The 22410-nt window shown below is 34.9% G+C and carries 27 protein-coding genes; 1 reads left to right on the top strand and 26 read right to left on the bottom strand.

Annotation, left to right across the window (positions count from 1 at the left end):
• Position 1: 1 nt before the first annotated feature.
• The 26 genes from ispG to miaA form a co-directional block, all read right to left on the bottom strand.
• The gene (ispG, locus tag ACTTKP_RS04245; RefSeq protein WP_442552676.1) at positions 2-1063 is read right to left on the bottom strand and encodes a flavodoxin-dependent (E)-4-hydroxy-3-methylbut-2-enyl-diphosphate synthase; all 1062 of its coding nucleotides are present in this window, start codon (positions 1061-1063) and stop codon (positions 2-4) included.
• Between the two features lie 19 nt (positions 1064-1082).
• Positions 1083-2381 (bottom strand): RIP metalloprotease RseP, encoded by a 1299-nt coding sequence (rseP, locus tag ACTTKP_RS04240; protein WP_442552658.1) that lies wholly within the window; start codon positions 2379-2381, stop codon positions 1083-1085.
• 17 nt (positions 2382-2398) lie between these two features.
• Entirely contained in the window at positions 2399-3562 is a 1164-nt protein-coding gene (gene dxr, locus ACTTKP_RS04235) for a 1-deoxy-D-xylulose-5-phosphate reductoisomerase (protein WP_442552657.1), read from the bottom strand.
• On the bottom strand, positions 3562-4392 hold the full coding sequence (locus tag ACTTKP_RS04230; protein WP_442552656.1) for a phosphatidate cytidylyltransferase: 831 nt from the start codon (positions 4390-4392) through the stop codon (positions 3562-3564). Before ACTTKP_RS04230 ends, dxr begins: the two co-directional genes overlap by 1 nt.
• Positions 4393-4395: 3 nt before the next feature.
• Complete coding sequence (locus tag ACTTKP_RS04225) at positions 4396-5127, bottom strand: isoprenyl transferase (RefSeq protein ID WP_442552655.1); 732 nt, start codon at positions 5125-5127, stop codon at positions 4396-4398.
• Positions 5128-5178: 51 nt separating this feature from the next.
• Entirely contained in the window at positions 5179-5733 is a 555-nt protein-coding gene (gene frr / locus ACTTKP_RS04220; protein ID WP_442552654.1) for a ribosome recycling factor, read from the bottom strand.
• Between the two features lie 36 nt (positions 5734-5769).
• On the bottom strand, positions 5770-6474 hold the full coding sequence (pyrH, locus tag ACTTKP_RS04215; RefSeq protein WP_442552653.1) for a UMP kinase: 705 nt from the start codon (positions 6472-6474) through the stop codon (positions 5770-5772).
• Positions 6474-7313 (bottom strand): bactofilin family protein, encoded by an 840-nt coding sequence (locus ACTTKP_RS04210; RefSeq protein WP_442552652.1) that lies wholly within the window; start codon positions 7311-7313, stop codon positions 6474-6476. The genes pyrH and ACTTKP_RS04210 overlap by 1 nt, the downstream gene beginning before the upstream one ends.
• A 13-nt stretch (positions 7314-7326) precedes the next feature.
• Positions 7327-8157 carry a polysaccharide deacetylase family protein gene (locus ACTTKP_RS04205; protein WP_442552651.1) on the bottom strand — a complete coding sequence of 277 codons (831 nt, stop codon included), beginning with the start codon at positions 8155-8157 and terminating at the stop codon, positions 7327-7329.
• Between the two features lie 44 nt (positions 8158-8201).
• Positions 8202-8915, bottom strand: coding sequence for a hypothetical protein (locus ACTTKP_RS04200; protein WP_442552650.1), 714 nt, complete (start codon positions 8913-8915; stop codon positions 8202-8204).
• Positions 8915-10081 carry a galactokinase gene (locus ACTTKP_RS04195; protein WP_442552649.1) on the bottom strand — a complete coding sequence of 389 codons (1167 nt, stop codon included), beginning with the start codon at positions 10079-10081 and terminating at the stop codon, positions 8915-8917. The genes ACTTKP_RS04200 and ACTTKP_RS04195 overlap by 1 nt, the downstream gene beginning before the upstream one ends.
• Before the next feature lie 32 nt (positions 10082-10113).
• Entirely contained in the window at positions 10114-10410 is a 297-nt protein-coding gene (locus ACTTKP_RS04190) for a hypothetical protein (RefSeq protein WP_442552648.1), read from the bottom strand.
• Between the two features lie 25 nt (positions 10411-10435).
• Positions 10436-11353, bottom strand: a complete 918-nt coding sequence (locus tag ACTTKP_RS04185; protein WP_442552647.1) for a S1 RNA-binding domain-containing protein — start codon at positions 11351-11353, stop codon at positions 10436-10438.
• Positions 11354-11367: 14 nt separating this feature from the next.
• The gene (gene rfbA, locus ACTTKP_RS04180; protein WP_442552646.1) at positions 11368-12249 is read right to left on the bottom strand and encodes a glucose-1-phosphate thymidylyltransferase RfbA; all 882 of its coding nucleotides are present in this window, start codon (positions 12247-12249) and stop codon (positions 11368-11370) included.
• A 66-nt stretch (positions 12250-12315) separates the two neighbouring features.
• Entirely contained in the window at positions 12316-12672 is a 357-nt protein-coding gene (locus tag ACTTKP_RS04175) for a YraN family protein (protein ID WP_442552675.1), read from the bottom strand.
• An 11-nt stretch (positions 12673-12683) separates the two neighbouring features.
• Complete coding sequence (locus ACTTKP_RS04170) at positions 12684-13001, bottom strand: EscU/YscU/HrcU family type III secretion system export apparatus switch protein (RefSeq protein WP_442552645.1); 318 nt, start codon at positions 12999-13001, stop codon at positions 12684-12686.
• A gap of 9 nt (positions 13002-13010) precedes the next feature.
• Positions 13011-13763 (bottom strand): ribonuclease HII, encoded by a 753-nt coding sequence (locus tag ACTTKP_RS04165; protein ID WP_442552644.1) that lies wholly within the window; start codon positions 13761-13763, stop codon positions 13011-13013.
• Entirely contained in the window at positions 13763-14476 is a 714-nt protein-coding gene (lepB, locus tag ACTTKP_RS04160) for a signal peptidase I (protein WP_442552643.1), read from the bottom strand. Before lepB (ACTTKP_RS04160) ends, ACTTKP_RS04165 begins: the two co-directional genes overlap by 1 nt.
• A gap of 5 nt (positions 14477-14481) precedes the next feature.
• On the bottom strand, positions 14482-15351 hold the full coding sequence (gene ylqF, locus ACTTKP_RS04155) for a ribosome biogenesis GTPase YlqF (RefSeq protein WP_442552642.1): 870 nt from the start codon (positions 15349-15351) through the stop codon (positions 14482-14484).
• 28 nt (positions 15352-15379) lie between these two features.
• Positions 15380-15976 (bottom strand): signal peptidase I, encoded by a 597-nt coding sequence (lepB, locus tag ACTTKP_RS04150; RefSeq protein ID WP_442552641.1) that lies wholly within the window; start codon positions 15974-15976, stop codon positions 15380-15382.
• 90 nt (positions 15977-16066) lie between these two features.
• The gene (rplS, locus tag ACTTKP_RS04145) at positions 16067-16408 is read right to left on the bottom strand and encodes a 50S ribosomal protein L19 (protein WP_442552640.1); all 342 of its coding nucleotides are present in this window, start codon (positions 16406-16408) and stop codon (positions 16067-16069) included.
• Between the two features lie 131 nt (positions 16409-16539).
• Positions 16540-17289 carry a peroxide stress protein YaaA gene (gene yaaA / locus ACTTKP_RS04140; protein WP_442552639.1) on the bottom strand — a complete coding sequence of 250 codons (750 nt, stop codon included), beginning with the start codon at positions 17287-17289 and terminating at the stop codon, positions 16540-16542.
• 2 nt (positions 17290-17291) lie between these two features.
• The gene (locus tag ACTTKP_RS04135) at positions 17292-17789 is read right to left on the bottom strand and encodes a CYTH domain-containing protein (RefSeq protein ID WP_442552638.1); all 498 of its coding nucleotides are present in this window, start codon (positions 17787-17789) and stop codon (positions 17292-17294) included.
• A 3-nt stretch (positions 17790-17792) separates the two neighbouring features.
• Entirely contained in the window at positions 17793-18806 is a 1014-nt protein-coding gene (locus tag ACTTKP_RS04130; protein WP_442552637.1) for a GGDEF domain-containing protein, read from the bottom strand.
• Between the two features lie 25 nt (positions 18807-18831).
• Complete coding sequence (locus tag ACTTKP_RS04125) at positions 18832-20427, bottom strand: MBL fold metallo-hydrolase RNA specificity domain-containing protein (protein WP_442552636.1); 1596 nt, start codon at positions 20425-20427, stop codon at positions 18832-18834.
• Positions 20428-20496: 69 nt separating this feature from the next.
• Entirely contained in the window at positions 20497-21423 is a 927-nt protein-coding gene (miaA, locus tag ACTTKP_RS04120) for a tRNA (adenosine(37)-N6)-dimethylallyltransferase MiaA (RefSeq protein WP_442552635.1), read from the bottom strand.
• 150 nt (positions 21424-21573) lie between these two features.
• Here miaA and ACTTKP_RS04115 point away from each other — a divergent pair, with 150 nt between their 5' ends.
• Complete coding sequence (locus ACTTKP_RS04115) at positions 21574-22008, top strand: hypothetical protein (RefSeq protein ID WP_442552634.1); 435 nt, start codon at positions 21574-21576, stop codon at positions 22006-22008.
• Positions 22009-22410 lie beyond the last annotated feature (402 nt).

The following is a 22410-nucleotide window of genomic DNA, read 5'->3' as shown; positions in this document are numbered from 1 at the left end:
CTTATCTTCCTTTCTCTGCTTTTAAAATATCCAGTTCCTCCTTAAGTCCTTTCAAAAGTTCAGACTCAGGCAATCTCTTTATTATTTCTCCTTTTTTTATTATGAGTCCGGCATTTTTGCCACCACAAACACCAAGATCCGCCTCTCTTGCTTCACCCGGTCCATTTACCACACAGCCCATAACTGCAACTTTTATGTCAAGTTCCATATAATCTTCTAAAAGTTTGTTTACTTTTTCCTCAAGTCCTATAAGGTCAATATCCGTCCTTCCACAGGTAGGACATGAGACAATCTCTGCTCCACCCTTTCTAAGCCCAAGAGCCTTAAGTATCATCTTAGCTGATTTTATCTCTTCGACAGGATTTCCTGTCAGTGAAACCCTTATCGTATCTCCAATTCCCTGATACAGTATGATACCAAGACCTACACCGGACTTAATATTGCCTGAGATAAGTGAACCTGATTCTGTAATTCCAACATGTAATGGAATATCCGTACGGGTAGCAATAAGTTCATGTGCTTTTACACACTCCATTACATTAGACGATTTAATGCTTATAACCAAATTATGATAGTCCATGTCTTCGATTAATTTTGCATTGTTTAAAGCACTTTCAACCAAGGCTTCACCGGTAACAGTGCCATATCTTGAAAGTACTTCCTTTTCGAGAGAACCGCTATTTACACCAACCCTTATAGGTACCTGATACTTTTTTGCTACATCAATTACTGCCTTCAATTTTTCAGCTGAACCTATATTGCCGGGATTTATCCTTATCTTATCAGCTCCGTTTTCCATAGCAGCTATTGCTAACCTATAATCAAAATGAATATCTGCTACGAGCGGAATATTTATCTCAATTTTAATCTCTTTTAAAGCAAGAGCAGCCTTCATAGTAGGAACTGCACATCTTATTATATCACAACCTGCCCTCTCAAGTTCCTTGATTTGATTCACTGTCGATTTTACATCTTCAGTCTTTGTATTTGTCATTGACTGTATTAAAACAGGATTACCGCCACCGATAACCCTGTTTCCAATCTTTACTACTCTTGTAGTCATAATATTATTTTTCATCATTTTAACCTATAATTCTTAAAATATCATTAAATAATACAACTGCCATCAGTACCATAAGCAACACAAAGCCCACAAAATGAACTCTTCCTTCCTTATCAGGGTCAACAGGCTTTCCTCTTACTGCTTCGATAATAAGAAAGACAAGTCTTCCTCCGTCAAGTGCGGGAATAGGAAGTAAATTCATAACTCCGAGGTTAGCTGAGATAAGGATACTTATGCTTGCCATACTTAAAAGTATTACCATAATACCTTCATTTTTACTCTGCTCATAAGAATTACCTATCATATTTACAATACCGACAGGTCCTGCTATGTCTTTGGCTTTTACTCTTCCCGTAACCATCATCTTTAGGGATTCTACAGTGGTAACAACCACATACTTTGTCTCATGTAATGCATAATAAAGAGTTCCGCCTATACCTGTTTTTTCTCTTGCAGTATTGCTCACCATTCCTAAAGTATAGGAACTACCTGCACTCATAGGAGTTACTGTTACTTCTTCTATCTTACCTGAATCTCCTCGTTTAAGAGTTAATTTTACCTCTTTTCCATCAAATGGATTTGCAACGAAATAATTGCTAAGTTCTTCACCTGATTTGATTTCATTTCCATCTATTGCAGTTATTATATCTCCTGCTTTCGCACCTGCTGCTTTCAGTGGACCATCATCAGTCACTGTTTCTATAACAGCTTCGCCTCCGCTAGGATTATAAGAAAAACCAAGATAAAACTTCTCTTTCTCCTGAGGAGTTACATCAAAATTAAGCTTTTCATCGCCCCTTTTCACCTCTATGCTCACATTCCTGTCGGATAAAGGATGGAACACAAAGTAACTTGACACTTCTCTTCCTATATTTATGCCGGTTCCATTTATTTTTGTAATCTCATCCCCTGCACGAAGTCCGGCCTGTTCAGCTGGATAACCCTTTGTTACACTTACTATCTTGCTATTGTCATATCCTATTGAACCTATTACAAAGATAGAAAGTATAAAAGCTAATATAAAGTTAAATAAAGGACCACCAAAAACAGTCCAGATTCTTACCCAAACTGACTTATTGGCAAATGCCCCCTCATCATCACTTGCTTCATCCTCTCCTTCCATCATACAAGAGCCGCCTATAGGAAGCAGCTTTACAGACCACTTTGTGCCTGCAGCATAGAATGAAAAAAGCCTTGGTCCCATACCAAGCGAAAATTCATTTACTTTAATTCCGCCTTTTCTTGCAAAAAGATAATGACCAAATTCATGAATAATTACTACAACTGAAAATATTACAAGTGCCCAAAAAATATTCAAATTTCTCACCAACCTTACTAAATAATATTAACACTTTCAAGAATTTCCTGTTGAATTCTTTCTATAGTATCCACATCAGGATTATCTATTTTCTTGTGTCTGTCTAAGCTGTCTTCTATAATATTAACGATATCTAAATATCTGATTTTTTTCTGTATAAATAGTGAAACTGCTACCTCATTAGCTGCATTAAACACTGTCGGCAGGCTTCCTCCCTCAGTAATCGCCATAAAGGCTAAGCTAAGCCCTTTGAATTTATCCAAATCCGGTTTTATAAAATCCAGTTTTGCAAGTTTAAATAAATCCAAATAATCCTCAGATACAAACTTCCTCTCAGGATAAGTAAGAGCATAAGAAATAGGAAGTCTCATATCAGGTATACCCATCTGTGCAATTACACTGCCATCTTCAAACTCTACAGCAGAATGTACAATGCTCTGCGGCTGTATAACCACCTCTATATCTTTGGGTAAAATATCAAAAAGCCATCTTGCTTCACAAACTTCAAGTCCTTTATTTACCATAGTGGAAGAATCTATAGTAACCTTAGCTCCCATAGCCCAATTAGGATGTTTTAAAGCAGATTCTAAAGTTACATTCTTTAATTCTTCCTTAGGTGTATGTAAAAAAGGCCCTCCCGATGCTGTTAGCAGAATTTTTTTTATTTTATTATCCGCCTTTCCCTGTAAACACTGGAAAATAGCACTATGCTCACTATCTACAGGATAAATATTTACTCCTTTTTCTTTAGCAAGTTTCATTATTATATGGCCTGCACAAACCAAAGTTTCTTTATTGGCTAAAGCTATATCTTTTCCTGCATTTATAGCCGCAATAGTCGGTCTTATTCCAATCATTCCAACAACAGCTGTTACAACTATATCAGAGTCATCAAATGAGGCAGCTGCTTCAAGCCCCTCTAAACCGGCGGCAATCTCAGGGATATAACCAATCCTCCCCTCTGTATAAGCAGATTTAATCCTCTCCTTAAGTTCTTCTGCCTTTATTATATCAAAAATGCAGACGAATTTTGGACAAAATTCTAAAATTTGTTTAAAGATTAGATTAATATTTTCATAGGCTGTAAGAACCGTTACCTGCATATCTTCATTAAGCCTAATTATATCAAGCGTCTGCGTACCAATAGAGCCTGTTGAACCTAAAATCGCTATTTTTTTCATTATATCCTTCCAACCAAATAAAATGCAAGATAATATACTATAGGAGCTGTAATTATAATACTATCATATCTGTCAAGTATTCCACCATGTCCCGGTATCAGATTACCATAATCTTTTATATCATAGTTTCTCTTAATTCCTGAAGCAGCCAAGTCACCAATCTGAGAAATAACTGAGCCAAGTCCACCTATTACTGCAAAAATTATAATTAAGTTTTCTGATTTACCTGTAAAATTACTCATTATAATTCCAAATATAACCCCTATCAATGCCGAACCGACTACTCCGCCTATTGAGCCCTCCAAAGACTTATTAGGACTAATGACAGGTGCAAGTTTATGTTTTCCAAACAGCCTTCCTATCGCATAAGCACAGGTATCTGAGCCCCATGAGCTTACATAAATCATCCAGGCAAGCCACTGCCCAAAGGCAATGCTTTCTCTTGTTTTAAATATAAATGAAATCATAACAGGTATATAAAATATACCAAAAATCGCACTGAAAAGCTGAGTTGCGGTATACTTTGGATAGTTAATCACAAAAACTAAGAGTAATGCAACTACAGCAATAGAAATAATCATAAGCTCAGGCACATGTATATTGAACAAAGGGCTCTGCTTAGTATCAATATTTATATACCAGATAAAACTTGCAATATACCCTATATAGGCAAGATGTTCATTTTCAAATTTCATAACCTTATAAAGTTCATACAATCCAATCAATGAAATCATAAATAAGGAGACAAGCAAAACCTGTCCTCCTAAAAACATTGTAACAAATGTAAATGCCAAAAGCAGAATCCCACTAATAAGTCTGGTAAAAAACATATATCATCCTTTCTTAAGTCCGCCAAATCTTCTGTCTCTACCACTGTAGAACTCAATGGCTTCTTCTAAATCTTTTTTACTGAAATCAGGCCAGAGAGTATCTGTAAAATAATACTCCGCATAGGCAAGCTGCCAAATCAGATAGTTTGAAATTCTCTGTTCTCCACTTGTTCTAATCATTAAATCAGGGTCAGGAATATCAGCAGTATCCAAATTTTTGCTAATTAACTCTTCGGAAATATTTTCAGCCAGTTCAGAATAAGAACATCTCTCTTTTTCTGCTTTAATAAGTATATTCTTAAATGCTCTTCTTATGTCATCTCGTCCACCATAGTTTACAGCTATTTGGAGCTGAAGTCCTGTAAAATCCTTAGATAATTCTTCGAGTTCAGCTATGAGATTATTTAACTCATCTGAAAGACCTGTCTTATCACCTATAATCCTAACTCTCATATTGTTCTTTACAGAAAGTTTCATAGCATCCTTCATATACTTTGCAAGCAGTTTCATAAGCTCATCCACTTCAGATTGCGGTCGCTTCCAGTTTTCAGTGGAAAAAGCATACATTGTCACATATTTTATTCCAATATCAAAAGCTGCCTTACATACAGGCTCTACATTATCGCAACCTTTTAAATGTCCAAAATTTCTTGGAAGACCTCGTTTTTTCGCCCACCTGCCATTTCCATCAAGTATTATCGCAAGATGCGTAGGTATTTTATTATTTTTATTCATATCTTACCCAAAAAGAGGGTGCGGCTTAACCGAACCCCCAATCCATTCATTTTATACAGTCATTATTTCTTTTATCTTATCCTCGGTCATTTTCTCAATTTCATCTGAGAATTTGTCTGTTAGCTTCTGTATTTCAGTTTCAAGTTCCTTAAGATCATCTTCTGTAATCTCATTAGCTTTTTCCTGTTTCTTAAAATGATCAACAGCATCCCTTCTTATATTTCTAATTGCAATCTTAGCCTGTTCTGCCTTTTTCTTAATATCCTTTGAAAGTTCTTTACGCCTTTCCTCAGTAAGTTCAGGAAATACAAGTCTGATTGATTTTCCATCATTATTAGGAACAACCCCCAAATTAGCCATATTTATCTCTTTTTCAATGGTCTTAATAAGGCTTGCCTCCCAAGGCTGAATCTGTATAATCCTGGCCTCCGGAACAGAGATATTGGCAACTGACTGAAGCGGAGAAGGCTGTCCGTAATAATCTACCTTTATCTTATCCAAAATATGTGGATTCGCCCTTCCTGCCCTTATTGTAATATATTCTTCATTGAGATTATTAATAGTTTTATTCATTTTATCTTCATAAAGTTTTGTAGCCTCTGACATAAATAAACCTCCTCTTTTATTAAATGATATTAACTGCTACACAGTAACTCTTGTACCATTATTTATACCGTTTGCAGCATCTATTATACTATTCTCAGCATTTAAACCAAAGACCTGCATCGGCATCTTATTTTCATAGCACATTATTGTTGCAGCTAAATCAACCACAGCCAATTTTTTATCTAAAACCTCTTCAATGCTTACTTCATCATATTTTTTAGCAGAAGGGTTATCCTTAGGGTCACTGTCATATACACCATCTATTGCCTTGGCAAGTAAAATTGTATCTGCTTCTATTTCAACTGCCCTAAGCACAGCACCGGTATCAGTAGAAAAATAAGGATGCCCCGTACCACCTGCAAAGAAAACTACTATTCCCTTTTCAAAATACTTTAATGCCCTGTCTTTTGAAAAAAGTTTAGTCATACTTCCACATTCAAAAGGTGTAAGTATTGAAGTCTTCATTCCTACAAATCTAAAAATATCTGACACATAGATACAATTCATAACGGTAGCAAGCATACCTATCTGATCAGCCTTGGTTCTATCAATAGTGTTACTGGTTCGCCCTCTCCAGAAATTACCGCCACCAATAACCACTCCTACCTGAATGCCGCTATCTGTCATCTCTTTTACCTGTTTAGCAACCTCTATACAGGTAGCTTCATCAAAGCCTGTTTTTTTATCTCCTGCCAGTGCTTCTCCGGACAGCTTAAGCAATACTCTTTTATATTTTCCCATTAAGCCTCAACCTCATCTTCAAAGAAAGAATCAATGTCAACAGACGCATATGGAAGTGCACAGAAACCGTCAATAACGGCTCCGCTATTAATCTGAATTCCCTTAGAGCTTATATTACCCTTTATTACAGCTGTAGAATCAACTACAACAGGACCGTTTACATCTAAATTACCCTTAACAGCCCCTGCCACTACACAAGAAGCAGCTACAATGTCACCTATTACTACAGTACCGGCTGCAATTTTAACACAACCCTTACTTGTAATTCCTCCATCAAGTTTATTGGTATGTAAGTAAACTTCAGCAGCTGAAGACTTTCCTTTTACTACACCTGATATTGAAAGTTTACCAAGGCAGCTTATATCCCCATTAACTGTACCGAATACCTCAAGAGCACCGTCCGAAACTATGCTTCCGTTGATAACAGTACCCTTTGATATAACAGTAGGTGCTTCCACTAATTCATTAGAGGTTATTACACTATTTTCAACTGTAACGGTATCTGCTCCTATATCACCGGTGTATAAATTATTTTCTGTTATAGCACCAGTCGCACTAACATCTTCTGCATTTTCAAATATCGGCTCAACATAGGTAAGCTCCTCTGCAAGAGGCACATCAGTACTTTCCTCTGAACCACCAAAACTTAAAGTATCTTCTGCTTCCATCTTTCCAATCATCTCTTCATCAACTCCAAGAGCATCTTCTTCAGAAAGGTTAAATGCATCAAAACTATCAGAACCTGTGTCACTCAAGGTATCTACCATTTGATTGTCGTCACTTCCAAAATCCCCCATTGCACTTCCGATGTCTTCCTTCAAATCCTTAAAAAAACTCATAACATACCTCCAATTATTTTATCTTTTTATATTTTTTATTCACATTATGGTGAACAGGTTTGGTATCTTCCGTAATTTTATCAAACTTATAGCCTTCTTTTTTCAGCTTATTAATTATCCTTGGCAGGGCTTTTACTGAATTTTCTTTGCCCTTGGAATCATGAATAAGCACTATTTTATCTGAATTGCTCTTTGAGTACATTGCAATATCATTATATATCTTATCTGCTGAAGGTGCAGGCCAAGCAGCATCAGTTCCACCTAAATTCCAATCAAAATACTTAAACCCTGCTGATTCAAGCCAATTAATTATAGTGTACATATTGGTTTTAGAAACCCCGTTACTGCTTCCACCTGGAAACCTATATATCTTGGCATCTATACCGGTACTTTTCTTTACAAAGTCCCTGATAGCATATACATCTTTCTTAAAAGCATCTAAACTTGCATATATCTGTTTATAATTATGTGTTAAAGAATGTATTCCCAAGCTATGTCCTCGTTTTACTATCTTTTTAAGCCTTTTCACCGCAGCCTTGTTTTGATTTAAGCCAACCACAAAAAAGGTAGCCTTAATCTTATATTTATCAAGAATATGAAGTACCTTATCGGTATTCTCACTTGGACCGTCATCAAAAGTCAGATAAGCTACTTTCTGATGCACTTTTTTAACAGCCTTTTTTGTCTTTTTCTTTACATAGACAGTCTTTACCGAAGCATTAGCTGTATTCAGTAAGCCTTTGCTATTAAAAAAAATTATATTGTTCAGTAAAAATGATAAAATAAATATCATAATAAGACTAAACGAATATAATCTGCATCTATAATTTTTATCAATGTTCATTATTACTATCCCCTTTAATCAAAAATATCTCATCTATAATTGTATCATATTTTATATAAAATATCTACAAATATATTTATCAATTCCATATTTATATTATTACTTAAACTAATATTAAAATCATCATTTATATCCGGCTCACCACAAATATCTATTCCCAGAATGTGAATTTTATCAGCTAAATACTTTAATTCATTAATCAAAACAGGCAAAGACATTCTTCCCTGATCCCAATCCGAATTAAACTCTTCTTTAGACAGCACATCCTTATCCACTGAAAGATATATCGGCAGTCTGTTATCTAAATCAGCTTTAATAATATTGTCAGCAAAAATAATTCTCTCATTATTATTAAATTCGCAATCTTCAATATATTTTTTATCAGCTCCTATTATAAAAATCCTGCTTAATTTTTCATGTGTTTCATAGGCATCCGCTATCCATGAACCACAGGACAAAATATTCCCAAAAGCCGAAAATTGCATATCCGTGTGGTTATCATAAACTACCAGATTAAATGGTTCATCAATCAAATCAAGATAAAGTCTGCTTAAATGATGAAAGTTACCTGAGTCTAAGAAGTGAATTGCAGAAAGTTTCCCATAATCCTTAATCTCACTTAAAAGATATTCTCCGGCCTCCTCATCCATGTACCCTCTGACTCCGGACACCTTCGTGTCATCAAACATATGATAAGCAGAATTCTTATAAAAATCCTGCTTATCATAAATACTTGTAAAATTATGCAAATAAAGCATTATTCCACCCTGCCTGCTCCATTTCCAATTTCTGCCTCATAAATCTCAGCATCAATTCCGGTTGCTTCCTTATACTTTGTAATAACTTCTCTCTTGAAATTATCCACTGCATCATTTTTAACAATACTTACAGTACAGCCACCAAAACCGCCTCCGGTAATCCTTGAACCTATAACCCCCGGAATAGCCCATGAGATTTCTACAAGCTTATCTACTTCTGTGCAAGAAACCTCATAATCATCCCTAAGTGAAATATGAGAAGCATTCATAAGTTTTCCAAATGTTTCTATATCATCATTTTTGAGTGCTGTTACAGCCTTGATAGTACGCTGGTTTTCATAAACTGCGTGTTTAGCCCTCTTCCTTTGGATTTCATCCTTAATCAGTTCTTTATTAGCCTCGAACTCCTCCTCTGTCAAATCACCCAGTCCATTAATATTAAGCTTTGCCTGAAGCGCTTTAAGTGCATTCGTACTCTCATTTCTCCTATCATTATAAGCCGAATCAACAAGGCTGTGCTTTACATGACTATTGGTAATAAGCACCTTCGCATCTTTTAACTTAATCGGAGCATATTCATAAGAGAGATCAGCTGTATCAAGGAAGATTGCATTATCTTTCTTACCCATTGCAACTGCAAACTGATCCATAATTCCACAATTCATTCCATTAAACTGATTTTCTGAAATCTGACCAATTTTTGCTATCTCCACCATGTCCACATCAATATTATACATATATTTAAGTACAGTACCCATAAGAACCTCGATGGATGCTGATGATGAAAGCCCTGCTCCTGACGGAATATTTCCTATCATAGCAAGGTCAAAGCCCTGCTCTATCTTATGTCCTTTGCCAAGAAATGCCCAAACTACACCAATCAGATAATTTGCCCATCCGTTTTTCTTCTGATATGAAAGCTCAGGCAATTCTACCGATACAACATCTGCATTATCAAAATTCAATGAAATAAAATTAAGTTTATTGTCATCACGCTTTTTTACCAGTGCATATGTTCCCATAGTTAGTGCACAGGGAAAAACATGCCCACCATTATAATCTGTATGTTCACCAATCAGATTAACTCTTCCGGGTGAAAAGAAAAGTTCTGCACCGTCTATACTTCCATAATACTTTTCAAAACCCGCATATAGTTTGTCCTTCATAACTTTCTCCTTTTATAATAATTTAACCCAATTTATTTACCAGTTCCATTATTTACAGCACCTTCCGATGCAGTTTTTGTATTGCCCGATGTAACGGCACTGCCTGATGCGGCAGCCTTATAAAACTGTCCCGCTATTGAAAAGCCGTCTGAATACCCCTTACCATATCCGTCCTTATTACCAAAATAATATCCGCCAAATCCGGCTCCAATAACTAATGCGGCAATACATATACATATTGCTACCGTCTTTTGACGCTTTTCTTTTTTCAGACTATGTCTCCTGACTGCTTTTTCCTTTTTATACTTTTCAACCTTTTCTTTACTCATATTTTCTCCTTCTATGTATAATCATCTATAACCTGATTCCCTTTAACAAATCAGCAAAGCTGGTAGATGCCGAATCTCCGGTACTGTATTCCACAGGCACTGAATCCGTATCTTCCACTACTTCACTCTCAACAGCCTTGGTCATACTGAGGCTTAATTTACCATCCTTAATATCGGTAATCATGACCTTAACCTCATCATTTTCACTAACCACTTCTTTTGGATGCTTAATCCTCTTTTCAGACATCTGTGAAATATGTACCAGACCTGAAAGTCCATCAGGAAGCCTTACAAATGCTCCATAGTTTTCAAGGCGTTCAACTTTACCTGTAACCACTGTGCCGATAGCTATTTTAGACAGCTTTTCTTCTGTCTTCTTAGCTTCTTCTTCCCTAAGCACAGTTTTTGCTGAAAGCACCAGTTTTCTATCAGCCTCATCTACCTCAATTATTCTAACCTGTATATGTTTTCCTACAAAAATCTCAGTATCTTCAGTATATTCCAAAGCCAGTCCTGATGCCGGAATAAAAGCCCTTATTCCCTTAAGATAAGTTACAGCTCCACCCTTTACAGATTCTGTAATTTTTACCCCAAAAATCTGTCCGGTTTTTTTTGCTTCCTCAAGAAAGTCCCATGCAAGTATATTATCAGCTCTTTTTATGGATAACATTACCTGCCCATAGCCATTATCCGCAGAAATCACCACTGCATTTATTACATCACCTACAGCAATATCCGCTTTTATAGAAAATTTAGGGTCATTACTGAGCTCATCTATAGGAACTATTCCTTCAGCATACGAACCCAAATCCACTGTAACCTCAGTCTCTCCCACTCCAATCACAGGTCCCTTTACAATATCTCCCTCTCTCAGTCTTTTAAATGACTTTTCAAGTTCATCTAAATAATCATCCATACTTTCAATTTTTTCATTCTCAGCCATTTATCTTCTCCTAACTAATATAAGATCTTACCTAGTGCTACCTTTCTCAAATGCTCACCATAAGAAGTCTTGCCGTATTTATCGGCACTTTCTATCAATCTTTCCCTGCTGATCCAACCGTTTATATAAGCAATCTCTTCAATGGCGGAAATCATAACTCCCTGTCTTTTTTCAATAACCTTAACAAACTCCGTAGCATCTGACAGAGCATCAACAGTGCCTGTATCAAGCCATGCGTATCCTCTTCCCAAGGTAATTACATTCAATCTGCCTTCTTCCAAATAAATTCTGTTGAGATCTGTAATTTCCAGTTCCCCTCTCTTTGACGGCTTGAGTGATTTTGCATATTTTACAACTGTATTATCATAAAAATAAAGCCCCGTCACACAGTAATTTGACTTAGGGACTTCAGGCTTCTCCTCAATAGAAACAGCCTCACCCTTTTCATTAAACTCAACAATCCCAAATCTCTCAGGATCATCTACATAATATCCAAACACCGTCGCTCCGTTTTCCGTAAAACTTACCGCTTTCTTCAGATTAAGGGATAAACCGTTTCCGTAAAAAATATTATCTCCTAAAATCATTGCAACACTGTCATTTCCTATAAATTCTTCACCTATAATAAAGGCTTCAGCAAGACCGTTTGGTTTTTCCTGAATTTTATACGAAAGATGAATGCCGTACTCAGAGCCGTCTCCCAACAATTTTTCAAAATTAGGAAGATCTCTCGGTGTAGAAATAATTAAAATATCCCTAATTCCGGCTAACATTAGAGTAGATAACGGATAAAATATCATCGGCTTATCATAAACCGGCAACAGCTGTTTGCTGGTAACCTCTGTAAGAGGATAGAGTCTTGTACCTGAGCCTCCTGCAAGAATAATCCCTTTCATAAACACCCCCAAAATAAGTTATTAAACTATAATAGTATAAGCCTTTATCTCTTGTTTGACAATAAGTTAACAAACTTCAAACGCATTTTTTAAATGGACAAGTTCTCTGTCTCCTTGTATGCCAATCACATCAAATCTGCATTTAGTATCCATGGATATATTATGCTCACTCATATAAAAAAGCAAGGTTTTATATATTTTTCTTTGCTTTACAGGTGTGACTGCACTAAAAGGACTACCGTATCTATCGGAACTCCTATATTTCACCTCTATTGCTGTAAGATAGCCTTTAGGACTTAATGCAACTACATCTATTTCTCCCGTCTTCCTCAAGTAATTTTGCTCTAATATTTTATATCCTTTAGAAAGCAGATAAGTTACAGCCTTTTCTTCATATTTACTCCCAACAAAACGCTTATTTATACAACCACTTCCTATCTTCTCTTTTCAGCAACTGCCGACTTAAGCCTATCCATTTTGTCCACAAAAAGCAACACCTGAGCAACTACTTCATAAAGTTCAGGTGGAACATTTTCTCCTATCTCAAGCTTTGATAAAGATTTTACAAGTTTTTCATCCTCATACTGCGGAATATTATTTTTCATTGACTCTGCAATGATTTTCTCCGCTAAAACTCCTTTTCCGGCTGCAATTACAAATGGTGCTTCTCCACTTTCAGTATCATACCCGAGAGCCACTGCGGTTTTTATCTCTTTTTTCTTTTCCATTTTATAATCTTTTTTCTTTTCCATAGAAACTCCTTAATCATTTATATAAGTTTTTCTATGCAGAGGCGAAATCCCGAATTCTCTTATTCCTGCATAATGTTTTGCAGAGCCGTATCCTTTGTTTGATGCAAATCCATACATAGGATATTTTAAGTCCATATCCTTCATAAAGCGATCTCTTACTACCTTAGCAACAATACTTGCAGCTGCTATGGAAAGACACTTAGAATCACCGCCTACTACTGCCTGCTGTTCTATGTCAAGAATCGGTATTTTCTTATTTCCATCCACAAGTACTATATCAGGTCTTATATTCAAAGCGGATACCGCCTCTCTCATAGCTTCAAAGGTTGCCTGAAGTATATTTATTTCATCTATCCTATTATTATCTACACTGCCAAAACCCACACTTATGGCCTCACTCATAATACAGTTAAACAGTTCTTCCCGCTTGGTTTCCTTAACTTTTTTAGAATCATTTATATAAGGAATAATCAAATCTTTCGGAAAAATAACCGCTGCCGCAACTACAGGTCCTGCAAGCGGTCCTCTTCCTACCTCGTCAACTCCACATATATATCCGTTTTCACTGAACTGTCTTTCAAATTTTGACATTGATTTAACACGGTTAATTTCCATTTCATAATTTTCAAACTTTTTCTTTGCCATTTCTATTATTTTTTTAACGCCGCTTCTCTCATCATTCCTGTAGCAGGCAACAAATTCCCTTAATTTAGGTATACTGTAGTTCGCATATTCCTCTTTTATCTCTGATATATTTTTCATTAATTTACTGCTCCAAACTTTGATATTGGAAAAATCCTTATCCAGGCTTTTCCAATTATACTGCCCTGCTTTATCACTCCAACCTGCTCATACCTGGAATCATAACTGTTATTTCTATTATCTCCAAGCACAAAATATTCATCTTTTCCTAATTTTACACCATTCTTAGCTATACCTGAATAATGCATTACATCATTTATTAATGGGTCATCGTCAAGAATCCTTCCATTAACATAGACTCTTCCCTTTCGTATCGTTATCTTTTCTCCCGGCAAGCCTATAACTCTCTTTATATAAATACTTGAATCATGATAATGAAATACTATAATATCATACCTTTCTAAAGCTCCCATTTTATAAAAAAGCTTATCAATCAGTAACTTATCTGAGCTTTCAAAAGTAGGATTCATGGAAGAACCATTCACTATTGTTTCCTGAATTAAATATGCATTCACTAACCTCGCCAAAATCATTGCAGCCAAAATTACTGCTACGATTTTAGCATATAATTTAAATCCGGCTTCTTCATCTGCCTGTTCCTTAACAATAATTACTTTTTCAGCTTCATCTCTTTGTATCTGCTTATTTTTTTTATAATAATTATTCTTGAATCTATTTATATCATCTGCTTCATAATATTCATATATATCTGCACAAAATTCTAAACTGTCTTCAATTAAATCATTATTTTTTTTGATTATATCCTCATCCATACTGCTCATACTCCTACATTTTCGAGAGTTATTTTGCCGAGTCTTCCATTCTTAAAATCATCAAGAACCAGCGAAGCTGCCTTATCTGTATCTGCCTCTCCGCCTTTTTTTATTAATGCCCTCCTCTGTGCTATCATTTCCAATATCTTCATTGAAAAGCTTATCCCATCTGAATTATTTTCACCAGATTCAAAGCCGTAATACTTTGCAAGATTTCCTTCATATAACATTTCTATTTCAAATATAAATTTCATTGCAAGTTCTCTTTTTTCTATGACTTCATCTCGTATAGAGCCAATAAATGCTAAGTGTTCAGCTGTTATCCTATCCTCAAATTTAGGCCATAATATCCCCGGGGTATCTAAAAGTTCTACCTGTTTATTGAGCCTAATCCACTGCTTTCCCTTTGTAACTCCCGGCTTATTGCCGGTCTTGGTAACTGCCTTTCCGGCAAAGGAATTTATAAAAGTAGACTTTCCTACATTTGGAATACCTCCAACTATCGCTCTTACCGGTCTGTTAAGTATTCCTCTTGCCCTGTCTCTCGCCATTTTTGCTTCAGCTGCCTTAGCAATCGCATCTTTAACCTGTTTAATTCCATTTCCACTTTTAGAATTTAATTTAACTGCAATCAATCCTCGGTCTTCAAAATATTTAACCCAAGCATCCGTAGCTCTATCATCCGCCAAATCAGCCTTATTTAGTACAATAACCCTTGATTTATTGGCTGCAAGACTGTCTATGTCAGGATTTCTGGAACTTATGGGAATCCTTGCATCAACTAGCTCTATTACAACATCTATTAGCTTAATATCTTCCTTCATCTGGCGCACGACCTTTGTCATATGGCCTGGATACCAATGTAAATCGGGCATATCTTCCTCCAACTTTTCAATCATCAAATTAATCTGCCAAATTCAGTCCATTTATAAATGAAAATGGTTTTTCCCTGGCAATTGCCTTACCTATTATCTCAGTTTTAAGCACATTTCCAACACTTGCAAATCTGCTGTCTTCACTTTCATTTCTATTATCACCTAAAACAAAATATTCATTATCATCTAACTTTATGCTTTCTTCAGCCAAGCCACCATTTTGAATAATATCAATCTTAACTTTCTCTTTAAAAACTTCATCATTTATATAAACGATACCGTTTTTAATCTTAATTGTCTCGCCCGGCATTCCAATCACCCGTTTTACTTCAAAATAACTATGTTCTTTATTAGTCTGCTTGTATACGATAACATCATTTCTTTCCGGTTTTTGCAAATAATATGCTAATTTATTAACAATTACAATCTGCCCATCTTCCAAAGTAGGCTGCATTGAAATTCCCGAAACACTTGTTTTTATAAATACATTTGATGTTATTAAATAAGATGCTCCCACTGTAAATACTGATAAGAGTATCCATACTATTATTTCTTTTAATATTTTCTTTACAGAAGGTGTAGTTTCTATCTTTGCCTTTTTATGAAAATAAGATTTTCTTATCATAATCTTCCTTCCAGATATATAATATAATAAAAAAGGAACAACTGCAAGTAGTTGCTCCTTTTAAATAAAGTGCTGTCTTACTAGAACTAATTAAATTTCTTTAAGTTTAGCTGACTTACCTACTCTGCCACGAAGGAATGTGAGCTTAGCTCTTCTTACCTTACCATGACGAACAACTTCGATTCTGTCAACATTTGGGGAATGTACCGGCCAAGTTCTTTCAACACCAATACCTCCTGAAAGCTTTCTAACAGTGAAAGTCTCTCTTGCTCCGCCACCCTGTCTCTTAAGCACAATGCCTTCAAAGATCTGAATTCTTTCTCTCTGACCTTCCTTAACCTTAGCATGAACTTTCACAGTATCACCTACTCTGAATTCATCAACACTTGCCTTAAGCTGCTCTTTTTCAATCTCTCTGATTAATTCGTTCATTTCTAATCTCCTTTTCCATAGATGTTCTTAGCACGCTCACTATGAGGCGTCAGAGGACCATCCGCATTACACAACATCTTATTTTATCATGTATTTAAATTATTTTCAATACTTTATAAAAGATTTTCAATTCACCTTATTTTCCGTTCAAAAACAAGTTTGTTTTCCTTGGATAAATCTTCTCTAAAAACATAGCCCAAACAATTAAATTCTTTTAAATCTTCAACAGCCTCGATTTTTCTTTCAGCCATAAATCTTACCATTTCTCCTCTTGCCATCTTCGCATAAGTCCCTTTAGTAACCGGCTTCCCACTTACATCTTCAACAAAATCACAGGTAATGAATCTATCTGTCGGCATCAAATATTTCTCAATACATTTATAATATTCTTTAGATGCGAGATTTATAATTATTCCACTCTCATCCTTTACTTCATTATAAAGTCTGTTACCCCAAAATTCATATAAGTCTTTTTTTCCATCAACCATTAACTTCGCCTGCATTTCAAGCCTGTAAGGAACAACTCCATCCATAGGCTTTACAACTCCGTAAAATGCTGACAGTATTCTCAAATGTTCCTGTATGTATACAAGCTGCTCCTCATCAAAAACTGCAGGTGACATATACTTATATGCTATCCCCTCATAAGAAAGAACTGCAGGTGTCAGACTAACACTTAAGTCCATATTTGCAATTCTTTCCATATTTTCATCTGTCAGCTTATCATTGCATTTCCAAATTTTTTGTAATTCATTCCTATCTTTAGTTTTTAATAGATTAAGTATTACTTTTGTATCCTCAACAAATACAGGTCTTCCTGTTGCATTTAAAGAGTCTGTTTCCTTATTCATTTTTTTCGCAGGAGATAAAATAATTTTCATATCTAATCCTTAAAATATTCCTCACTATATCGCTCTAATTTTACAATTTCTGAATTTCTATATCTTCTGTCATCACTAACATCTTTTCCCAGCCAAGCAGGCTTCTTAAAATTATTAGCTTCTTCTACTGAAGCAAATTCAACCTCAGCAAAGACTAACCCCAAAAGTCTGCCTTGAAAAATATCGAGTTCAACCTTAAGTCCATCTTCCAATGGTATAATATATCTGTTTTTTCTTAATAAATCTCCACTTATTTTTTCTTTTAATGCTTCATATTCTTTCTCAGTGATTTCACACTCTATTTCATTATTTATAATAGGATCTCCATCACTTTTACAGACTGCAGACTTACTCTTTACAGTTAAAATATATCTTGTATTAATTTTTCTTATTCTAATTGTCGGTTTGGTACTGATATACCCCTGCTCTATTTCAAACTGCTTATAGTCATCTAATTTTTTTGGAATTTCATTCACCAAAAATTTTCTTTCAATTTCCATATATTATTTTTCCTCTTGTAAAAGCTGGTAATCAATATCATATTTAACCACAATTTTATACTTATCTGCAAATTTAGAGTAGTTATTTATAACCCTTTTCACAACATCCTCATGATTTATCTTATCAGCTCCTATAAGCATAACAAGATACTGGCAGGAACTGTATTTAGTTGCAACATCTCCAATTCGAAGAGATACTTTTATTATGTTTTCAAGGTCAAACATAGCTTCTGAAAGTGTGAGCGAATCTATCATATTGCCATCTTGCTTAGAAATTGTAAAAAGAATAATCTCTAAATTCGTTTCTTTTCTTGCAGAATACCTTGAAATAAATTGAAATATATGCTTAAACCCTTCATACTCCACCTGATATGCACCCATGGGCTTATTTTTTTCAGAAATAAGATGCTTTACTATCTCCATATCTGCACTGGTATTCATAACTTTATTTTTAGCATAATCTTCATCTGCAATAGTAAAGCTGTTTTTTCCGTTTTGTTTGGAATGACTAAGAGCCTCAACAGCTTTTCTGTATAACGACAGGAAATCACTTCCGTTAGCAGGTGATTTTGCAATACCTATGGAAATAGTAAAGTCCCTGTCAAGTTTCATACCTGCAAAACTCTCCTTCGCTGCATTCAACAATTTGCCCGAGATGCTATTAATATCTTTGTAGGTAAGATTGCCAACCAAAAACACTCCAAATTCATCTGCTGAAATCCTTGAAGCTATGTCCCTGTCCCTAAATGAATTACTCAATACTCCCGCAAGCCTTACAAGACAGGCATCACCCATAATATGACCATATTCTTCATTTATCTTTGCAAACTCATCAATATCAATAATAAACAACACTCCTGAGTTTCTTTCTCCACCCACAAAATCATCAACCTTATCTGAAAGATATTTTTTATTCCATAAGCCTGTTAAACCGTCTTTTAAAGAAATTATGTCAAGCTGGTTCAGTTTACTCGTTATATCACTATCCATAGCATTTTCACCACTATTAGTTACCATACCTACATCCTCTCATCATTTTCATTTATTTCCATTTGTTGCAGATTGCTTCAATCTGTTCTGCAAACTTATTCATATCCTTATTAGCAAGCCCACTATTAGCATTAATTATATCAATCAGTCTTTTTCCTGCTGAAAGCAGCTTCTCATACTCAGCCCTATGTTTAGCTGACTTAGTCTCCTTTTTAATAAGTACAGGCTCAGCAATATATTCCCATTCTCCTAAGGTCAAATCATAAATCGAACCACTGTAAGGTGCATAAGCATTATGTTTATATTCTTCTGTTAATGTTTTTCTAAAACTCTCAGCCACCTTATCCTCACCATGTACAATGAATACCGCACTTGGCTTTGGGTTAAAGGCTGAAACCCATGAGATAAGTCCGTTTTTATCTGCATGACCGCTTACACCCGCAAGTACTTTAATTTCAGCATTTACTTCTATTTCTTCACCAAACAGCTTAACTCTCTCAGCTCCGTCTACCAAAATACGGCCAAGAGTACCCACAGCCTGGTATCCAACAAAAAGTATTGTACACTCTCTCCTCCAAAGATTATGTTTTAAATGATGCCTTATCCTACCTGCTTCACACATTCCTGATGCTGAAATGATAACCTTTGGTTTTTTGTCAAAATTAATCGCAATCGAATCATTGCTTGTTATAGAAGTCTTAAGTCCACTGAAGCTTATAGGGTTAATTCCTGCATTAATTAATTCCATAGCCTCTTCATCAAAGCATTCCGCAAAATTTTTATTAAAAATATTGGTAGCCTCTATTGCCAGAGGACTGTCTACAAAAACTTCAAAATTATCATAGCCGTATACCAACCTGTCTTCTTTAATTTTTCTCATGAAATACAGTATTTCCTGTGTGCGTCCCACTGCAAAAGACGGTATAACTACATTCCCTCCTCTGCTGAAAGTATCATTTAATATATCTGACAATGTAGATACATAATCAATTCTGCTTCCATGTAACCTGTCACCATAAGTTGACTCCATAATTACAAAGTCGGCTTCTGTAGTATATGCAGGATCTTTAATAATTGGCTGATTAATATTTCCTATATCTCCGGAGAATACAAGTACCTTCGTTATATCTCCTTCAGTTATGGTAATCTTAATACTTGCAGAACCTAAAAGATGTCCCACATCTGTGTAAGAAATTCTGATTCCTTCGCAGATTATAAACTCTTCATTATAATTTACTTTATAAAAATGCTTAATTACACCCTCTACATCTTCCATTGTATATGGCGGTTCAAAATGCTCCTTACCTGCCCTTTTATTTTTTCTATTTTTCCATTCAGCTTCAAATTCCTGAATATGAGCAGAATCTCTTAACATAATATTACAAAGTTCGCAGGTAGCCACAGTTGCAAATATCTTCCCTTTAAAACCGTTTTTGTAAAGAGCAGGTATCATTCCTGTGTGGTCTACATGTGCATGCGTGACTAAGATATAGTCAATTTCAGATGGAGACACGGGCAAATCAGCATTTTCAAATACATTTACTCCCTGCTCCATACCATAGTCAACTAAAATATTCTTGCCACAAGCAGATAGAAAATGAGCACTTCCGGTAACTTCATGATCAGCACCAATAAAATGTAGTTTCATACCTTATCTCCATTATAATTAATAATTTCCTTTACATATTCTAACCAATTTCATTATATCATGTTTTTTTTAAGAATTATATACTTTTAGCATTTCTTCCATACATTTCTCATCTGAGAAAAATTCTTCTTTATCTATGTAATTAACTATTTTTTCCCTTTTAAACCAAGTCAACTGTCTTTTTGCAAAATGCCTTGTATCCCTTTTTATTATTTCCATACATTCGTCAAGGTTTGTCTTACCATTTAAATAATCAATAACTTCCTTATAACCTATTCCCTGCATAGAAACCATAGATTTATCATAACCTCTTTTCAATAACCCCTCTACTTCTTTTACAAGTCCCATTTCAAACATTATATCAACTCTTTTGTCTATTCTCTTATAAAGTTTCTCCCTATCCATTGTAAGTACAAAGTAAGCAAAATCAAATGGCGATACTCTTTCTCTTTCTTTTGCATTATGTTCTGATAGCTTTTCACCTGTCATTTCATAAAATGCAAGTGCCCTTACTACCTTTTTTACATTATTTTCAGAAACCGATTCTGCATAATCTTTATCTACCTCGGAAAGCCTTTTATGAATCTCTGTTTTACCCAAACTTTCAGCCATTTCTTCATATTTTTTCCTTACTTTGCTGTCATCTCCGTATTCAGTAAAATTAATATCATAAATTACCGACTGTATATAAAAACCGGTTCCTCCCACTATAATTGGGATATGCCCCCTACTTCTTATTTCTTCTATATATTTCATTACCTTATCTTTAAAAATAGTAACATTAAATTCTTCATTCGGCTCCAATTCATCTATCAAAAAATGAGGAACACCACACATTTCTTCTTCTGTAATCTTAGCAGTTCCAATATTCATATACTTATATACCTGCATGGAGTCGGCAGAAATTATTTCTCCACCTATCTCTTTTGCAAGCATAATTGACAGTGATGTCTTTCCAACAGCAGTAGGTCCTGTTAAAACTATCAAATCTTTCATTAAAATAACTCCCTATATTTATTAAGTATACAGAAAAGATAACATACCTTAACCTTATAAAATGCTTAGATAAGTATACCACTAATTTTTGTTATAGCCAATCGTGAGTTTTTGTGTTATACTTTTATATATTTATTTTAAGAAAGGCAGGTGTTTGATATAAGCGAGCTAAATTTCGTCAGAACCCTCAGACCTTTTAGCAATTTACAAAATCCTACCAACACCATATATGATCATCTCCCATATAAAAAAGACATTAATCTTATAAAAGAAAGTGATGTCAGACTGGTGTCAGGAAATGTAATAAAATACTTACATTTAGTTATAGACGAACCTACTCTTATAGATACAAACGAACTTTCAGAAATTAAAATAGATGAACAACATAATCTTTACTTGCTTGAAATGGCGAGAAAAGAGCAGGAATCCCTACTTGTTGATGATGTTGAAGAAGCTGAAATTGTATCTGCAAAAGATAACATTGAAAATGAAGATTTTACCGGTGAATTAGATTTGGAGTCTGTAAATGCCCTTGAAGAGGCTGATGAAAATGAGGATGACTATTCATTCTTGAATGATGATTGATGATAAAAGCAACTAAGAATGATATGCCCCTTGTTAAGTAGACAGGTAAAATATCTAAAATAATTTTTATGAACTACCACATGACATTTAAGTTATGTGGTAGTTTCTTTATGTTGTCCATTTTACTTGTGCATTGAAATCCTATAACTATTTTCTAGATGTAATACCTTTTGACTAAGTTTGATAAATATTTTATTTTTGTCTATTCTGTACATTAAACTTTCCAAACTTTGTGCACTTTATCATTGTCTGAAAATTCAAAATATATTATAATATTCCTATCTTGTTACTTCTAAAGCAAGAATTCTATTTTATATTTTTCAAATATCTGCTATAATGTCCTTAAGGGCATTGTGGCAGATTCTTAAGAAAGAAAGGACTATAATGCCAAAAAGAAAAATC

It is taken from the genome of Catonella sp. (assembly GCF_052169795.1).
GTDB lineage: Bacteria > Bacillota > Clostridia > Lachnospirales > Lachnospiraceae > Catonella.
This window is presented reverse-complemented; position numbering and strand designations above follow the sequence as displayed.

Bases quoted from the DNA above. Each gene is read 5' to 3' on its own strand.
- ACTTKP_RS04165 (WP_442552644.1), bottom strand. From the start codon at position 13,763: ATGAAAAATATATCAGAGATAAAAGAGGAATATGCGAACTACAGTATA.
- miaA (WP_442552635.1), bottom strand. From the start codon at position 21,423: ATGAAAGATTTGATAGTTTTAACAGGACCTACTGCTGTTGGAAAGACA.
- ispG (WP_442552676.1), bottom strand. From the start codon at position 1,063: ATGACTACAAGAGTAGTAAAGATTGGAAACAGGGTTATCGGTGGCGGT.
- ACTTKP_RS04135 (WP_442552638.1), bottom strand. From the start codon at position 17,789: ATGGAAATTGAAAGAAAATTTTTGGTGAATGAAATTCCAAAAAAATTA.
- ACTTKP_RS04225 (WP_442552655.1), bottom strand. From the start codon at position 5,127: ATGAATAAAAATAATAAAATACCTACGCATCTTGCGATAATACTTGAT.
- dxr (WP_442552657.1), bottom strand. From the start codon at position 3,562: ATGAAAAAAATAGCGATTTTAGGTTCAACAGGCTCTATTGGTACGCAG.
- ylqF (WP_442552642.1), bottom strand. From the start codon at position 15,351: ATGCCCGATTTACATTGGTATCCAGGCCATATGACAAAGGTCGTGCGC.
- lepB (WP_442552641.1), bottom strand. From the start codon at position 15,976: ATGATAAGAAAATCTTATTTTCATAAAAAGGCAAAGATAGAAACTACA.
- ACTTKP_RS04190 (WP_442552648.1), bottom strand. From the start codon at position 10,410: ATGAGTAAAGAAAAGGTTGAAAAGTATAAAAAGGAAAAAGCAGTCAGG.
- ACTTKP_RS04230 (WP_442552656.1), bottom strand. From the start codon at position 4,392: ATGTTTTTTACCAGACTTATTAGTGGGATTCTGCTTTTGGCATTTACA.
- ACTTKP_RS04170 (WP_442552645.1), bottom strand. From the start codon at position 13,001: ATGGAAAAGAAAAAAGATTATAAAATGGAAAAGAAAAAAGAGATAAAA.
- frr (WP_442552654.1), bottom strand. From the start codon at position 5,733: ATGTCAGAGGCTACAAAACTTTATGAAGATAAAATGAATAAAACTATT.
- ACTTKP_RS04125 (WP_442552636.1), bottom strand. From the start codon at position 20,427: ATGAAACTACATTTTATTGGTGCTGATCATGAAGTTACCGGAAGTGCT.
- lepB (WP_442552643.1), bottom strand. From the start codon at position 14,476: ATGGATGAGGATATAATCAAAAAAAATAATGATTTAATTGAAGACAGT.
- ACTTKP_RS04195 (WP_442552649.1), bottom strand. From the start codon at position 10,081: ATGAAGGACAAACTATATGCGGGTTTTGAAAAGTATTATGGAAGTATA.
- rfbA (WP_442552646.1), bottom strand. From the start codon at position 12,249: ATGAAAGGGATTATTCTTGCAGGAGGCTCAGGTACAAGACTCTATCCT.
- ACTTKP_RS04205 (WP_442552651.1), bottom strand. From the start codon at position 8,157: ATGAACATTGATAAAAATTATAGATGCAGATTATATTCGTTTAGTCTT.
- rplS (WP_442552640.1), bottom strand. From the start codon at position 16,408: ATGAACGAATTAATCAGAGAGATTGAAAAAGAGCAGCTTAAGGCAAGT.
- ACTTKP_RS04185 (WP_442552647.1), bottom strand. From the start codon at position 11,353: ATGGCTGAGAATGAAAAAATTGAAAGTATGGATGATTATTTAGATGAA.
- ACTTKP_RS04200 (WP_442552650.1), bottom strand. From the start codon at position 8,915: ATGCTTTATTTGCATAATTTTACAAGTATTTATGATAAGCAGGATTTT.
- pyrH (WP_442552653.1), bottom strand. From the start codon at position 6,474: ATGGGAAAATATAAAAGAGTATTGCTTAAGCTGTCCGGAGAAGCACTG.
- yaaA (WP_442552639.1), bottom strand. From the start codon at position 17,289: ATGAAAATTATTTTATCTCCTGCGAAAAAAATGAATAAGGAAACAGAC.
- ACTTKP_RS04130 (WP_442552637.1), bottom strand. From the start codon at position 18,806: ATGGTAACTAATAGTGGTGAAAATGCTATGGATAGTGATATAACGAGT.
- ACTTKP_RS04210 (WP_442552652.1), bottom strand. From the start codon at position 7,313: ATGAGTTTTTTTAAGGATTTGAAGGAAGACATCGGAAGTGCAATGGGG.